11 protein-coding genes are annotated in these 15,962 nt (G+C 70.7%); 8 read left to right on the top strand and 3 right to left on the bottom strand.

From position 1 onward, the window contains the following. Positions 1–373: 373 nt before the first annotated feature. The 4 genes from ACIQRL_RS10800 to ACIQRL_RS10785 all read left to right on the top strand — a co-directional run bounded on the left by ACIQRL_RS10800 (position 374) and on the right by ACIQRL_RS10785 (position 5,993). A complete protein-coding gene (locus ACIQRL_RS10800) occupies positions 374–2,287 on the top strand; it encodes a hypothetical protein (protein ID WP_401329861.1) in 1,914 nt (637 codons plus the stop codon). A 229-nt stretch (positions 2,288–2,516) separates the two neighbouring features. After that, complete coding sequence (locus tag ACIQRL_RS10795; protein WP_401329859.1) at positions 2,517–2,882, top strand: hypothetical protein; 366 nt, start codon at positions 2,517–2,519, stop codon at positions 2,880–2,882. Positions 2,883–2,947: 65 nt separating this feature from the next. Next, on the top strand, positions 2,948–4,303 hold the full coding sequence (locus ACIQRL_RS10790) for a hypothetical protein (protein ID WP_401329856.1): 1,356 nt from the start codon (positions 2,948–2,950) through the stop codon (positions 4,301–4,303). A 103-nt stretch (positions 4,304–4,406) separates the two neighbouring features. Beyond that, entirely contained in the window at positions 4,407–5,993 is a 1,587-nt protein-coding gene (locus tag ACIQRL_RS10785) for a glycosyl hydrolase (RefSeq protein WP_401329853.1), read from the top strand. A gap of 244 nt (positions 5,994–6,237) precedes the next feature. Here the strand turns inward: ACIQRL_RS10785 and ACIQRL_RS10780 are convergent, their stop codons facing one another. After that, a complete protein-coding gene (locus tag ACIQRL_RS10780; protein ID WP_401329850.1) occupies positions 6,238–9,171 on the bottom strand; it encodes an AfsR/SARP family transcriptional regulator in 2,934 nt (977 codons plus the stop codon). A 194-nt stretch (positions 9,172–9,365) separates the two neighbouring features. Between ACIQRL_RS10780 and ACIQRL_RS10775 the strand changes: the two genes are divergently transcribed. Further along, entirely contained in the window at positions 9,366–11,153 is a 1,788-nt protein-coding gene (locus tag ACIQRL_RS10775) for a hypothetical protein (RefSeq protein WP_401329848.1), read from the top strand. A gap of 349 nt (positions 11,154–11,502) precedes the next feature. On the opposite strand, the gene ACIQRL_RS10770 is transcribed toward ACIQRL_RS10775, so the two are convergent. Both ACIQRL_RS10770 and ACIQRL_RS10765 read right to left on the bottom strand, forming a co-directional pair. Continuing rightward, positions 11,503–11,799: a hypothetical protein gene (locus ACIQRL_RS10770; protein WP_401329845.1), complete on the bottom strand. Its 297-nt coding sequence runs from the start codon at positions 11,797–11,799 to the stop codon at positions 11,503–11,505. 368 nt (positions 11,800–12,167) lie between these two features. After that, positions 12,168–12,686 (bottom strand): SRPBCC family protein, encoded by a 519-nt coding sequence (locus tag ACIQRL_RS10765; protein ID WP_401329842.1) that lies wholly within the window; start codon positions 12,684–12,686, stop codon positions 12,168–12,170. A 142-nt stretch (positions 12,687–12,828) separates the two neighbouring features. Here ACIQRL_RS10765 and ACIQRL_RS10760 point away from each other — a divergent pair, with 142 nt between their 5' ends. The 3 genes from ACIQRL_RS10760 to ACIQRL_RS10750 all read left to right on the top strand — a co-directional run bounded on the left by ACIQRL_RS10760 (position 12,829) and on the right by ACIQRL_RS10750 (position 15,917). Further along, positions 12,829–13,728: a helix-turn-helix domain-containing protein gene (locus tag ACIQRL_RS10760; RefSeq protein ID WP_401329840.1), complete on the top strand. Its 900-nt coding sequence runs from the start codon at positions 12,829–12,831 to the stop codon at positions 13,726–13,728. Between the two features lie 181 nt (positions 13,729–13,909). Continuing rightward, entirely contained in the window at positions 13,910–14,875 is a 966-nt protein-coding gene (locus ACIQRL_RS10755) for an SMP-30/gluconolactonase/LRE family protein (protein WP_401329837.1), read from the top strand. A gap of 136 nt (positions 14,876–15,011) precedes the next feature. Further along, positions 15,012–15,917: an MBL fold metallo-hydrolase gene (locus ACIQRL_RS10750; protein WP_401329834.1), complete on the top strand. Its 906-nt coding sequence runs from the start codon at positions 15,012–15,014 to the stop codon at positions 15,915–15,917. The last annotated feature ends 45 nt before the right edge of the window (positions 15,918–15,962 follow it).

Below are 15,962 nucleotides of genomic sequence, written 5' to 3'. Positions count from 1 at the left end.
ACCCGCGGAACAACGAAGTCCGGGTCCCGTCCGGTCACCACAACGCACGCGTGAGGTACGGGGTTCACGGATCCGGCGATTCCCCGGCGTCGGAGAAGATCACTCGGCACGACCGTCAGCGCTCGACCACTGACCGCGCTGCCGTACCGGGAAGGTCCAGGATCCCCGCCGGATCCCCGCCGGATTCAGGCCGAGGGCGGGTGAACCGTGGCAGGGCGCCTGCCGTTGTTGCCTGTCGAGAAAGACAGGGCGGTGGCAACCGCCCGCAAGGCAACCGCACACGATCACGTGAGCAATCGCCGGTCCCGTCCCGTTCGATCCGCTGTGCGGGTAGGCGGCGGCTGCTCGTCGGGCAGAAAGGGAAGGCACCGCGATGGCTTTCGACGAAAGGGCATTCCGGCGGGGGCGAGACAAATCCTTCGAACGTCTGAACCGCTACCGGGGTCTGCGAGAGGCGGACAATCCCGCTCTCCACGCCGCCATGACCGCCTTCTACAACCAAGTGAGGTTCGAGGGGCGCGAGATCAACGCGGGACGGCAGCCCGTGGCGAACACCCAGGTGGTCCACAACCTGGTGCGTGAGCTGAACAAGCAGGGCGCCTTCTCGGTCCGGGCCCGCTGGTGGCTGGACAATCAGAGCAAGAGTGCGTACAGCAAGCCCCGTAAATGGGCCGACGCTCTGGTGGAGGCGGGCGCCAAGCACGTCAGGAACACCGGCGCATGGTCGAAGACGACCGGGATGCCGGCGGAGTTGAGGGCGGAGTTCAACAACGGAAGGACGCTGGAGAGTACTCCCGGGGCGGCGATCCTCGACGGGCTAGAGACGGGACACGACCGTGCGTCGTCCTCGCCCTCGTTGAACTACATGTGGGGCGAAGCATCTCAGACCTTCATGGCCCAATCCCGCGGGACGGTTCACGCGGACGTCTACCGGGGGATAGACGAGAACAGCGTGCTGAAGACGATCGAGATGCCTGAACTGCTGAACAAGATGGCGAGGGGGGAAGTCGATGGCGTGACGTTCCACGTACGGCGGCGGAACCAGCAAACGGCCGTACTGGACGAGGTCGACACGTTCACGGTCCGATCCCAGAGTTCCTGGGACCAGGTCATGACCCTCGATCGGACGCCGTCGTATCTCGAGGAGCAGAGCCGGGAGTATCAGACCCAGCAGGTGGCGCGCTCGATACTCAGGAACCGTCAGGGACTTCAGCAGTCGCTCGACGGTTTCAGGAGCATTCTCGACAACGCGAAGTGGGACCCCGACCAGGCCGTCTTCGTGACGGCCGCCGGCACGGAGTTCCCGCACAGCACGGCGACCCGTGAGCAGATCGCAGGATGGCAACGTCATCCTTCGCAGAGCTCGCAGGCCGGTCAGAACTGGCCCGCCGCGCCCTCGGCGGCGCAAACGCTGGAGGACAGGCTCCAGGCCGTCGCTTCCGCGCAGGAGGCGCGAGGAAGCGAGTCGTCCCGGTCGTCGGGCTCCAACCCGCAGTTCCCGCCCGGAAACACGGTGAGGGAGTCCTTCCAGACGGACTCCACGGTCTCCAGTCACGGCTCCGGCGGTTATCTGGGCCCGGTGAACACCCTGAGCAGCGAGCAGGGCGTGTACATGTCCAACGCCCGCAATCAGCTTCCCACCGGAGGCCAGATGTTCAGTGGCTACACGGCAACCAGCGGCCCGGCGCCGCACTTCGACACCCCGAACTACGAAATCGAGAATCCGCTCGCGACCACCATGTCCAACATGAGCCTGGCGGTCTCACCCAGTGAGGAACCGGGTGCCGTTCGGTCTTCGTATTTCGACCAGTACTACGGCAACCAGAACGCGAGGCAGACCTACGGCGGCGGCCCGGGCGCAACGGCCTCCGGCCCTTACTCCGGGTACACCATGAGTGCCACGCCACAGATCGATTCGGTGGACCGTCAGTCCTACTTCCCCAATTCTCAGGCGAATCGCGGCGGTGGCAGCACCTCCTCCGACAGCCAGTTCGGCGAACCCCTGAACCGGGTCAACGCCAACGACTACACCCCCGCTCCCGCTGCGGGGACGGGGCCGTACAACTCCTCGTACGACGCCCAGGAGCGCACCCCGAGCACGGGCTCGGCCTCCTCGGGCTTCGGAGCACCCCTGGAACCCGCCCCCAGGAACCCCAGTCCTCCGCCCGAGGCCCCGGTGCAGAGCAGTTCGTCGGGGCACGGGCACAGCAGCAGGAAGCCGAAGCCGAGCGGCGGGACGACAGGGTCCCAGCAGAAGAAGAAGCCCGGCGGCTCCCGCAGGAGCTGACGGTCCCCACCCGGGCCCGCAGCGTGCTCGCGGCGGTGCGGGCCCGGCCGTGGGACGCGCCGACGGCACGACCAGCGGCACGCCCACGAGCGGCACGATCACGGGACACCGAAGCCCCTTTCGGGGGCGACTGGTTGAACCGCCGGGCGCGCCGGGTCCGTTGTTCTCCTCCGACTGGCGTCGGCACCCGGCCGACGGATCACAGCCGACAGGTTCGGGAGGTTCGCCCATGACCACAGCCCACGCGTGGCGGTCCGCGTCGCAGGGTCTGCTGGAACGCCGCCGGTCCGCGTCCGGCGCGGACGGCTGCTACGCCCGTCGGACGGCCCCCGCGCGACCGGTCGCCGACACCCCGTCGTTCCAGGAGGACGCCACCTCGCGGTTTCCCGAGGACGCCACCTCGCGGTTTCCCGAGGGCGGAGCCTCGCGGTTTCCCGAGGAGGGCGCCGCGTGGTTTCCCGAGGAGGGCGCCGCGTGGTTTCCCGAGGAGGGCGCCGCGTGGTTTCCCGAGGAGGGCGCCGCGTGGTTCCGAGAGGCCCCGCTGCCTCCCGGTCTGCTGCCGTTGCCGCACGGGTTCGAGCTGCGCGGGGCGTGACCCGCGCGCCGACCCGACGTCGCACATCCGGCATGGCGAGGTTCAGACAGGGATGAGGGGCAACCATGGCGAATGACAGCGTCGCTTCCCCGGCCGGGAGGCGGCCGACCAGAAACACCCTGCCCGCGCAGCCGAATTCCCCCGAACTCGGGCTGGCGCGCAGCCTGCTCCAGACCGAGTACGCCCTGCGAGGCAGGCGTCCCGGCGGCACAGCGCGCCCGAGGGACACCGGTAGCGCCTGGGATCAACTGGCGGACGAGCTGCGGCGCTTCATCGACAGCCTCAGAGGCCGGTCACCGTCGCGCGGGGGCGCTCCCTCGGCCGGCGGCGGGCCGGAGGCCGACGGATCCGGCCGGAGCGAGCCCGACTCGGCTTCGGGGACGAGGGGCGGGTCGCCCGAGCAGGCTCTCTCCACCCAGCCGGCGCCCGCGTCGAGGGAAGCCTTCGAAGCGACGATCAGCCGGCTTCCGCCCGGTGCGCGGGAGGCCTTCGAGGACGCGGTTCTGGAGCTGGTCAGAACCGAGAAGAAGTGGAGGAAGGCGTACGACAGATCCCCCACGAGCATGCCGAGCGTCGCGATGTACGCCAACAACGCGTACCTCAGGGAGCTGCGGCGCAACGCTCCCCCGAGCGATGACCCGCCGCGGCGAACGCGGAACCTGTCGCAGGGCCCAGTACCGCGGACGGCCACGGCCGCCGAGGCCATGACCAACGCCCAGACCACCGCCATGGCCCAGGACCGACAGCAGTTCGAGCAGGTCCGCGCACTCTGGGAGCGCCCGGCGTCGACTCGGCGGAACTCGGTCGCGTCGTCGGTCAGGAGTGATTTCGACCATCCGGGCGAGAACGAGATGAGCGACGGCCTCGCCTTCCAGGCGGCCCAGCGGGCGCGGTACGCCTCCAGCACCGACAACTCCCGCGATCCGGGCCAGGACCAGCTCAGTGACGCCATCGGCTTCCAGGCTGCCCAGAACGCGAGACTCGAAAGAGTCACCGCCGTCCCCGTGAGCCCGACACCCACCCCCGTCCAGCAGGCCGGGCAGGCCGTCCGCGCCTTGAGCGACACCGACTTCAGCGACCCGGGCTGGGAACCGACGGTCCACGGCCATGCCTTCCCCCTGACCGAGACCACCCCGCTGTTCGGGAGCCACGACCCCGTGCCCCTTGCTCTCCTCAGCCCCATGACGCCCCTGTCCGCGCTGGTCGGTCCCGCGCACCTGGCGACGAACGAGCCGCCGCCCCCGCTCAGCGACGCGGGACGCAGGTCCGCGCTCGACTCGATCTCCTCCACGCACTCGGTCTCCTCCACTCACTCGGTCTCCCGCGGTACGGGCTCCCCCTCACGTTCCACCCCCGTGCCCACCCGCGTGCACACCGGGCAGAACACGAACGCGACCACCTCGAGGGCTCGACAGGGCTGACATCCGCCGCCGGGTGAACCATCCACCCCCGCCCGCCCGTCGTGCCTGCGGCGACGATCTCGTCGCCGTTTCAGCCCCCGCCCGATGGAGAGGCACCCGCTCTATGCGCAGACGCACCTCGTTACTCCTGGCTCTGCTCCTGGTCGTCGTCGGCGTGACCGGCACGGCCATGGCGATGCAACGGCATCGCTCCGGCAGCGCAGACCTCCACGGAAGACCCGCCGCCGACGTCGGCACCGCCGAGCACACCGTCACCCTCCAGAACAGGACGGACAGCCGCATCTGGGTCGGCAGCACGGTCAACGCCGACGGCTCGACCGCGCTCACCGGCCTGCCGGTGCTGGACCCGGGCCAGTCCGCCACCCTCACCGTCCCCGAGCGCGAGGGGGCCGGTCACTGGCGCGGCACCTTCTTCGCCCGCCAGGGCTGCGGCGGCGAGGAGGGCAGTACGTTCCACTGTGCCGTCGGTGACTGCGGACCCTTCGCGGACCGCTGCTCCACGGGCGAACAGCCCACGGGGCTCGCCGAGTTCAACTTCGATCCGGCCGACTCCCTGGCACCCTGGTACGACGTCAGTTACGTCAACGCCGTCGCGGCACCCGTCACCATCACGCCCGACGGCGAGGCACCGCCGACGAGCGGGGCGTGCGCGGTCGCCGGCTGCGCGGAGGACCTGCTGTCCGGCTGCCCGGCCGACAACCTCGTCAAGGACCCGGGCACGGGCACGCCTCTGGTGTGCGTCAACCCGGACCGGGACGCGAAGACCCCCTACAGCGACATGATCAACCAGAAGTGCCCCACCGCGTACGCCTGGTCCAAGCAGGACGCCGAGCCCGGCAACAAGGTCATGTACCAGTGCACGAGGTGCGCCGGCCTGACCGTCGCCTTCGGCACCGGCGCCGCCGCCCCGACCGACCCCGCCACCACGGCCGCCCCGCCGGGTCCCGGGAAGCAGACCCCGGCCGCCGGCCGCAAGGGCGTCAGCCTGAACCCCGTCGACGGCGCCTCCCAGGCGCTGGCCGATTCCGGCGCGTCCTGGTACTTCGACTGGGCGTCCTCCACCGGTGCCGTCACCAAGCCGGCCGGTGTCGACTACGTCCCGATGATCTGGGGCCCCGGCTCGGTCACCGACGCCGAACTGGGCCAGGCCGCCACGGAGGGCAGGGAACTGCTCGGCTTCAACGAGCCGGACTCACCGAAACAGGCCGCCATGACTCCCGAGCAGGCGCTCGACCTGTGGCCGCGGCTGGAGGCGACCGGCCTGCGCCTGGGCGCTCCCGCGGTCGCCACCGGCGCCGACGTGGCCGGCGGCTGGCTGGACCGCTTCATGCAGGGAGCCGCCCAGCGCGGTCTGCGGGTGGACTTCATCCCCCTGCACTGGTACGGCGCCGACTTCGGCCCGGCGGCCACCGACCAGCTGCGCGGCTACCTCCAGGCCGTACACGACCGCTACCACAAGCCGATCTGGCTGACCGAGTACGGCCTGATCGACTTCTCCCGGGGCACACCCCGCTATCCCGGCGAGCAGGAGCAGACCGACTTCATCAGGTCGTCGACGACGATGCTGGACGGCCTGGACTTCGTCGAGCGCTACGCGTGGTTCACGCTCTCGACCGTGACCAGCCCGACCGGCCTCTACGACGGAGCGACGGCCAACGCCAGTGGTCGCGTCTACCACGACGCGAGCTGACCCACGGTTGAACCGACCTCCGCCGCGGTCCGTTGTTCGGGTGAACCCGGCCGGGGCTCCTCCCCCCGGAGCCTCGGCCGGACCTTGATCGAGACACCGAAGACGCCGAAGACGCCTGGGAGTTCCAAGACACCGAAGACGTCGGAGACTTCGAAGGCACCGAACGCACCGAACGCACCGAACGCACCGAACGCACCGAACGCACCGAAGACATCGGCAGCGCGGGAAGCGAAGGAGACGTATGTCAGGCGGTCCGCCCCGGCTCGGCAGCCCCTTGGGCGCGGGCGCCGGGCGGGCCGTTCTCCAGGCGGCCGAGCCGCGCACGGACCTTCTCGGCGTCCGGATGATCGAACTCCACGAAGATGGCCAGCGCCTGAAGCCAGCTCTCGCGCGCGGCCTCCGGCTCCCGGGCCTCCAGACGGACGTCGCCGAGGTTGCTCAGGGTGTGGCCCTCGCCCCACCGGTTGCCGATGTCCCGGTGGGTCCTGAGCGCCTGGAGGTGGTACTCGACCGCGGCGCCATGGCGCCCGAGACGCCGGTGGACGGTGCCGAGGATGTCGAGGGTGACGCCCTCGACCCACCGGTTGCCGTTGACGCGCAGAACGGCCAGCGCCTGGTCCAGGCAGTCGACGGCCTCGTCGAACCGGCCGAGCCGCTGGTAGGCGTCACCCAGGTTGCTCAGGGCGATCCCCTCGCCCCAGGCACTCCCGATGACCCGTTCGATGGCCAGCCCGCGGCGGGTGTACTCGACGGCCTTGGCGAGCTGTCCGGTCTGGAGATAGGCGTCGCCCAGGTTGGACACGGCCGACCCCCTGCCGTCGTGGTCCCCGAGATCCCGGTACGCGACCATCGCCTGACGCAGGTGGTCGATCGTCTCGTCGAGCCGGCCCGAGCTGCGCAGGGCGGCGCCCAGGTCCGCGAGGCCCTGGGCCTCCCCCACCCGGTCATGGGCGGCGCGGGCGGCGGCCAGCCCCACCCCGGCGGTGTCGAGCCAGTCGTGCATGTGGCTGCGGAGATAGAAGAACCCCCACAGGACGGCGGGCAGCCGCCAGGCGATACCCGGATACCCGGAGGCGGCGGCCTGGTGCACCACGCTGACCAGGTTGCTCCGTTCCGTCTCGCACCAGCCGAGCGCCTCGTCGTGCGTGCTGAACTCCCGTGGCCTGCACAGGGGAGGCAGCGGATCGAGGGGGATCCGAAGGCGGCGCGGGGTGATGTACGGGTAGGCGGCGTCGGCGGTGTGCAGATACCAGGAGAGCAGCCGCTCCGTCGCCCGGTCCCGCTCCCCCGGTGTCTCCTCGGCGTGGACCCGCTCGGCGGCGTACACGCGCAGCAGGTCGTGCAGGGTGTAGCGGCCGGGGAAGTGTTCCGTGAGCAGATGGGCGCGGGTGAGTTCGACGAGCAGGCCCCGGGCCTCGCGCGGCGGGAGCCCGGCGAGCGCGGCCGCGGCGGGCGCGGAGATGTCGGGCCCGGAATGCAGGCTCAGCAGGTGGAAGAGGCGCGCGGCCGGAGCGGACAGCGCCTTGCACGACCAGGAGAAGACGGCCCGTACGTCCGTGGTGATGTCGTCGCCTCCCGCGAAGGCGTCCAGGCTGCCGTGGCTCTCGCGGAGCTCGTCGACGATGGCACTGAGCGGGAAGCCGGGATACGCGGCCGCGTGGGCGGCGACGATGGACAGCGCCAGCGGCAGCCGGGCGCACCGCGTGATGATCTCCTCCACCGCCCGCGGTTCCGCCGCCGGCCGGTCGGCGCCGAGGCGGCGCGCCAGGAGGTCGTACGCCTCGGCGGGTGTGAGCTGGTCCAGCGTCAGCGGGTGCGCCCCCTCCGCGGCGACCAGACCGGTGAGCTGGTTGCGGCTGGTGACGATGACCAGACAGCCGGGGGAACCGGGCAGCAGCGGGCGCACCTGCTCGGTGTCGCGGGCGTTGTCGAGCAGGACGAGCACCCGCCGCTGGGCGAGCATGCTGCGGTAGAGCGCCGCCTGGGCGTCGAGACTCGCGGGAATCCGCATCGGGGGGACGCCGAACGCGTCGAGGAACGTCCGGATGGCGTCGTCCGGCGTCACCACCACGCCGGTCGGGTCGAAACCGCGCAGGTTGACGTAGAGCTGTCCGTCGGGGAAGCGGTCGGCCATCTCGTGGGCCCAGTGCACGGCCAGGGTCGTCTTGCCGATACCGGCCATACCGCCGATCGCGCCGATCACCACCGTCGTCGGAACGTCGTCCGTTTCGGGCAACAGGGCCCGTACTCGGTCGAGTTCTGCCTCTCTACCGATGAACGTCGGCAGGTCGGCGGGCAGTTGAGCCGGAATCGCCGCGTGCGCGACGACCGGCGAGGCCGGTTTCACGGACGGTCCGGGTTCGGGTTCGGGCGGCCGGGTCCGCCGGGGCGGCCGGGCGTCCAGAGACGCGTCGGCGGCCAGGATGCGGTCGTGCAGGTCCTTCAGCGGCGTGCCGGGCTCGATGCCCAGCTCGGCCACCAGAGTGCCGCGCGTCCCGCGGTAGGCGGCCAGCGCCTCGGCCTGCCGACCGGACCTGTACAGCGCCAGCATGAGCAGCTTGCACAGTTGCTCCCGCAGCGGGTACTTCCCGGTCAACGAGACCAGTTCGGCGATGACTTCGCCGTGGCGTCCGAGTTCCACGTCGACGTCCAGCCGCATCTCCAGCGCGGCCAGCCGCTGTTCGTTCAGCCGGGAGCCCTCGGACTCGGCGAGCGGTCCGGGCACTCCGGCCAGGGCCGCTCCCTGCCAGCCGCCGAGCGCGGCGTGCAGCAGACCGGCCGCCGCGGACGGATCGCCACCGGCGCGCAGTTTCCTGGCCTCGGCGACCCGCTGCTCGAACACCCCGAGATCCAGGGCGCCTTCGGGGATCCGGAGCAGATATCCGTCACCGACCGAGACAACGACCCGAGGAGCGTCGGCGGCTTCGCGTCCCGGCTCCAGCCCCTTGCGCAGACGCGACACATACGTCCGTACGACCGACACGGCGGCCGCCGGCGGCTCCTCGCCCCAGACCGCGTCGATGAGTTCGCCGAGCGTGACGGGACGTCCTCGCCGGAGCAGCAGCGCCGCCAGCACCGCCCGCTGCTGCGGGGAACCGACGTCCACCTCCCGCTCACCGCGCCATGCCCGGACCGGCCCCAGTACGGCGAAGCGTACGGAATCCTCGTAGGCGTTCACTCTCTGCACTCTACTGAACACCCGTGTCATGTCAGGGGTGTCGGCGATGTGGAGGAGCCCACACACCCCTCCGGTCCCGTCCCGCGCCGCCCCGGAATTGAACCGATCCCGGACGGCGCCCGTTGCGCTACGAGGAACCGACGCGACGGGCCCGGCCGACGCCACGCGACCGGGATCGTCAGGAAGGAAACGCCATGAGCCGGGATGCAGAGACACCCGAACCGACCACCGGGGGCGACCCCGCCGCACCCGGGAAGCCGACGGATCTCAGCGGGCCGGAACCCGTGGGGGAGGCGTCCGCGCCCGTGGTCCTGGGGAAGACGTCCGCGCCCGTGGTCCTGGGGGAGGCATCAGCGCCTGTGACCCTCGGGGAGGCATCCGCGCCCGGGCTCGTGGGGGAGGTGTCCGAGTCGGCCCCCCGCTTCGCGGTGGTCATCTCCGGCGACGGCTCCGCCACCATCGACGGTGAGCCCGTACCGTCGGCGGACGGGGTGACGGTCGACGCAGCGATCCTCGACGTGCTGCACGGATACGCACGGGACCGCGGCACCACCGTGGCCGCCACCGTCTCGGACCCCTCCGCCGGCTACGTGGCGTACGTCGAGGTGGCCCCGGACGGTTCGAGCACGCTGGTGGACCAGCGGGAGCGGCCAGAGCCTTCCTGGACCGCCGAGGGGTCTCCGGAACCGGCCGAGAACGAGAACACGGCCGCGGCGCACGCGGGAACCGGACCCGCCGGAGACGGCCCCGCCGGAGGATCCGCCGAGGACTTCGCCGAAGAGGCAACCCCCGACGAGCCGCTCGACGAGGACGTCGACAACAACCTGGACGCCGACGACCGGACCGAAGAGGATCTGGACGCCGAAGACGAACTCGACGATGCCGATGCCGAAGACGGACTCGACGATGCCGACGATGACGATGACGACTTCGACGTCGAGGCGTACACGCTGGCGCGGCAGCGCTGGCGGGAATCCGCGTCGCTGCCCCCGCCGCCCTCCCCCGGCGGGGGCAGCGACCTCGGCGAGGGCGGCGACCCCGGCGTGAGGCCCGTCCCGCACCTCGTACCGCAACTCGTCCGCAGGAGCGGAACGCGTCAGTCGGACGACGAGTACGTGGGGCCCGGCCTGCTTCACAGGCCCCTGGTGGTCGGGCCGGTGGCCCTCGTCGTGGCCGCCCTCGTCATCGTTCCGCTGGTGATCCTGGGCAGTGGCGGGTCGGACGACGGCGGGCGCCAGAAACAGGCCGCCCGGTCGAGCGACGAGACCAGCGGACGCCCGCGGGCCGAGAAGTCGGGGCCGATCTCCACCTCGTCCGCGAGCATGTCGCCGCCACCCAGTTCCTCGGCCTCGCCGTCGGCCGGGCCGAAGGAGTCCAAGGGCGCGAAGGAGTCGAAGGGCCCCAAGGGCACCAGGGACCCGAGGAGCGGCGGAGGGGTCACGGTCACGGTGACCGCGAGGCCGCCGCAGGCCACGGTGACCGCGAAGCCCGCGCAGGACACCGCCGCCACCGCCGTGAACCGTCTGGCCCGCAACGATCCCTCGGGGCGGCACATCTGCTACCGCGCCTATGTCTCCGGACAGGGCTGGCAGAAGCCCGTGTGCGACGGCACGATGGCCGGCACCTCGGGCCGGAACCGTCCGATCAAGGCCCTCAACATCGCGGTGTCCGGCAGCGGCGGTTCGGCCGCGAACGCCTTTGTCCACGACCCCAAGTCGTCCACTGGGCAGGGCAGGTGGGAACCGCAATGGACGGCCGTCATCGCCGACGGCAGGAACAACTACATCGGCAGCACGAAGGCGAGCGCCCCCGCCATGTCGGGCTTCGCCATCAACATCGGCAGCGGCCGGATCTGCCAGACGGCCAAGCTCCACGGCTTCGACTGGGGCGGCCAGGGCTGCGCCGACGCGCGCCCCGGCTACATCTTCGGTGGCGCCCTGGAGAACGACCGCTGGCTCGAAGCGGTGAAGTTCACGGTCTGAAGCCCGAGCGCACGAACCCTTCGCCAACTACCTTGACCCATAGCTAGGTTGCTTCAGCGATATCCCTGTCCCCGGTGCTCGCCGAGACCATCGACGCCTACCGCACCTGCGAGTTCGTGACGCTCGGCCGCGACGGCACCCCGCTCGCCCGGCCGACGGCGGCCTTCCAGAACTGCTGACCAGGGGGCTCGGGGGCACGACCACTCCCCGCTGCATCACCGACCACGACACCTGACCGGACCCCGACAGCCGCCTGCCCCCTCGACCGCCGCCGTCACCGCCGCATCCACTGAACGCAAAAGCCCAGCTCAGACACTGTCCGAGTTGGGCTTGAAGAACGAGCGTGCCGCTACGGAGCCGAATTGTCGACGATCTCGGCGATCTCCACGAACTCGATGACTGGCGTGACCCCGTACAGACCGGTCACGCGCTCGCGCAACTCGTCGGAGAAGAACTGCTCCGCCTGTTCTTTCGAGTCCCAGACGTAGAAGTTGACCGCCTGCTGCTGCTTCTCGTCGAAGGTGAAGAACTTGAACCGCACGCCTGGCATGCCTTCGAACATGCCCCGAGCGTCCTCGGCCACCTTGGTTATCCGTGAGCGATCGAAGTCGCCGGTGTAGGAGAAGGTGACGGTGGCGCCGATCATGGGAACTCCCCGTGCCGATAGGAAAATCACCTTGCCTCGCCTAAAAACGCTACGCCCTCGCGCTCTGACCAGCCAACTCGATCGGGGCCGATCCCGCCGCCGCCCGCGCCAAGCGCCACCGCCACCGCCACCGCCACTGAACGCAAAAGCCCAGCTCAGACACTGTCCGAGTTGGGCTTCAAGCTGATCCCCCTGTCGGACTCGAACCGCCGACCTAGGCATTGCAAGATCGCCAGAGCGTTGCCCCGGGCTTCCCCGACGTTCCCCGTTTCACCGTCCGTGCAGGTCAGATGGCATTGCGGTGATGGGGGTGTCCGGCGCTCGGTGATCGTTCACGGGGTTTCCCTGCAAGAGCGTCCGCCAGTAGGTCATCGAATACGGGGTCCCGTGGGCGCGGCGATCCATTGGGCGAGGGAGAGCAGGGTGGATTCGACGCTGTTCGCCATGTAGTCGCGGAGTGCGTCGAGGTCGCCGCGGGTGGTGCCCAGTACCGGGTCGAGGCGGAGGAGTTGCCAGGACTGCTCGACGACGGTTCCGCGTCCCTGGGGGCGGAAGGTCCAGCTCCACCGCACGATGCCGTCTTCGGCGCCGCCGACAACGAAGGTGAAGGCGTCGCCGGGGTCGGCTCGTACGATCTGGGAGCGGGTCGTCCATTCCCTGCCGTCCTTCTGATTGCGGCCGCTGAACCAGGCGCCGACCCGAGGCCCGGCGCCCTGGTCGAACGTGACGTCGGTCGCGTTGGGGCTCCAGCGGCCGATCGCGGACACGTCACTGACCAGGTCATAGACCCGGGCGGGTGCGGCATCGACCCATGCGCGTCTGGTGAAGGCGAAGCCTGACGCGTCCAGAGTCTCGAAGAGGTCGTGTTCGCTGGTGGTGGCGCTCAAGGCGTCCTCCTGGGTGCGTGCGGGGTGGTGCCGGGTCGGCGACGCCCACGTCATCACCAGTCCTGTCGGGGAGCCAGACCGGCTGGTGCCTATCCACAGTTGGGGCAGGCTGTGCGTTTCGAGTCGGCCCATACTCGGATCCATGACCGGAAAATCGCAGCTCGGGGACTTCCTGCAGGCACGGCGCTCCCAGCTGCGTCCCGAGGATGTCGGGATGCCCACCTACGGGGAGCGTCGGCGTGTGCCGGGGCTTCGGCGCGAGGAGTTGGCGCTGCTGGCGGGTGTGAGCGCCTCTTACTACACCCGGCTCGAGCAGGGGCAGTCACTGAGCGCCTCGCCTGAAGTGCTGGACGCGATCGCCGGGGCGCTGCGGCTGGACGAGTCCGAGCGGCGGTACCTGCACGATCTGGCCCGGGTGGACAGGCCTCGTACCCGGGGTCGGCGGCCTGCGCCGGAGCGTGTGACCGAGGCGACGGCTCAGTTGCTGGACGCGCTGGCGGACGTTCCCGCGATCGTGCTCGGCCGGCGCAGCGACGTGCTGGCGTGGAATCGCCTGGGTCACGCGCTGTTCGCCGGGCACCTGGACCCGGGCGCCCCGGACCTGCCGACGCAGCGTCCCAACATGGCCAGACTGGTGTTCCTCGACTGTCATACCCGCGACCTGTACGCGGACTGGCCGAGCAAGGCCAGGGCGGTGGTGGGGAATCTGCGCCTGGTGGCGGCCCAGCATCCGCAGGACACGGCGTTGCACGCGCTGCTGGGTGAACTGAGCGCAAAGAGCGGTGAGTTCGCCTCGATGTGGGCCGACCACCGGGTCAAGGCGTGTGCCGTCGCCGCCTATGAGATGCGGCACCCGCTGGTCGGCCCGCTGACCGTCTTTCAGCAGACCCTGAGCCATGGGCCGGGCCCCAACATGGTGGTCGCCACCACGGAGACGGGCTCGCCCTCACGGGCCGCGCTGGCCCTGCTCGCCCAGGCCATCACCCAGGACACCGTCCCGGCCGACCCGGCGCAGCCTGCGCCACGGGCCGACGTCGGCTGACCTCACGCAACGCCACGGGGCGCTCGGCCGGCACGTGCGAGCACCCGTCCCACCCGGGCACGGCTGACGACCAGCCGCCGGCATCAGCCCCCGGGGCCACAGGGCCCCGTGCGGAATCCGCCTGTCTCCACGCATGCGTCGGCGTGTTGCTGTCGCATGCCCGAAAACCAGTGAAGGAACCATGTTCAAGAAGATCTCCGCGCCCGCCGTGTCGGCGGCCGTCCTTGTCGCGGCCGCTGCCGCAGCGCTCAGCCCGGCCGCGGCGTCGGCCGTCTCCGCCCCGCTGAGCAGCCCGCGGATCGCCGTGCACTTCGACCTGGCCAAGGGCCAGACGCCGGAGAACATCGCCCTGGCACCGGGTGGCACCGCGTACGTCACCTTCGCCGAGGGCCGCCAGATCGCCGAGGTCTCCCGCAAGGGCGCCATCCGGATCCTGGCCACCCTGCCCAAGCCCGCCGACGGGGGTGTCCACACCCCGGTCCTGGGCTTCCCGCTGACCGTCGGCATCGTCCGTGCCCACGACGGAACCCTGTACTTCCTCTACGCCACCGGCACCCCCGACCTCACCGGGGTGTGGCGCCTGCGCCCCGGCGGCGAACCCCAGCGGATCGCCGCGCTGCCCGCCGACGGCCTGCCCAACGGCCTGGCGCTGGACCCGCGCACCCGCACCCTCTACGTCACCGACTCCGTGCTGGGCACCGTCTGGAGTCTGCCCACCACCGGCGGCACCCCCACTGCCTGGTCCACTGCCCCCGAACTGGCCTCCACCGGCTTCCTCGGCGCCAACGGCCTGAAGATCCACAACGGTGCCGTCTGGGCCACCAACCTCGACAAGGGCACCGTCCTGCGCATCCCCATTCTCCGAGACGGGCGCGCCGGTTCGGTCCGGACCGAGGCCACCGGCCTGCCGGGGATCGACGACTTCGCCTTCACCGGCCACGGCGACCGGCTGCTGGCCGCGCTCAACGGCCCCGGTGAGGTCGCGCTCGTCCAGCCCGACGGCAGCCACTCCGTCGTGCTGACCGCGGCCGACGGCCTGCAGAACCCCACGTCCGTCGCCCTGCGCGGCGACACCGTCTACGTGCTGAGCGCCGCCTACGTCACCGCCAAGGATCCCGGCCTTCTCCTCGCCCACCTGAACGACTGAGGCCCGTCCCGCGCCGGCCGGAAGCGCACCCCCGGGGAAGCACACCGGCCCCTCGGGACGCCCCGCTCCGTCAACTCCCGCTCAGCCCGTCACGGCCGCCCGGTCTCCCGGAAGGCCCGCACCTCAGGAGAACGTCATGCAGAACACGCACGAGCTCAAACTCGGCGACGTCACCGTCACCCGCATCGAGGAGATGCACGGTCCGATCATGCCCCCGGACCAGTTCTTCCCCGACCTGCCCGAGCACGCCTGGCAGGAACACCGCGAGATGCTGGTTCCCGACCATCTGGGTGCCGACGACGCGATAGTCAACATCGCGATGCAGACCTGGCTGCTGCGCAGCGAGGGCCGGACCATCCTGATCGACACCGGCGTCGGCAACGACAAGACCCGCCCAGCGGTCGCCGGATGGGACCACCTGCGGCTGGACTACCTCGGCAACCTCGTCCGCGCCGGCGTACGGCCCGAGGACGTCGACCTGGTGGTCAACACCCACCTGCACGTCGACCACGTCGGCTGGAACACCCGCCTGATCGAAGGCGCCTGGGTACCCACGTTCCCGAACGCCACCTACCTGATGCCCAAGGCCGACTTCGAGTTCTGGAACCCGGCGAACAACCCGGACATCGCCGGCGGCGTCAACGAGAACGTCTTCGAGGACAGCGTCGCCCCCGTGCACGCCGCGGGCCAGGTCCAGTTGTGGGAGGAAGCCCACACCATCGACGCCGGCCTGTGCCTGGAAGCAGCCCCCGGCCACACGCCCGGATCCAGCGTCGTCAAGCTGACCTCCGGAAGCGACCGGGCCCTGTTCGCCGGCGACCTGATGCACACCCCCCTGCAGGTCACACACCCCGACCACAACAGCTGCTTCTGCCAGGACCCGGCCCAGGCCCGCACCACCCGCCGCAGGCTGCTCGGCTGGGCCGCCGACACAGGCGCCCTCGTTCTGCCCGCCCACTTCAGCGGCCACAGCGCCCTCGAAGTCGAGCACAAGGGCAGCGGATTCGCGATCAAGGAGTGGGCACCGATCACCCGGTACTGACCCCGACTCGACCCCGCCGCCGCTCCGGCCGTCCCGGAGCGGCGG

Source organism: Streptomyces sp. NPDC091209, assembly GCF_044757755.1.
Lineage (GTDB): Bacteria > Actinomycetota > Actinomycetes > Streptomycetales > Streptomycetaceae > Streptomyces.
The sequence above is the reverse complement of the archived record's forward strand: the minus strand, read 5'-3'. Positions and strand labels throughout refer to the sequence as shown.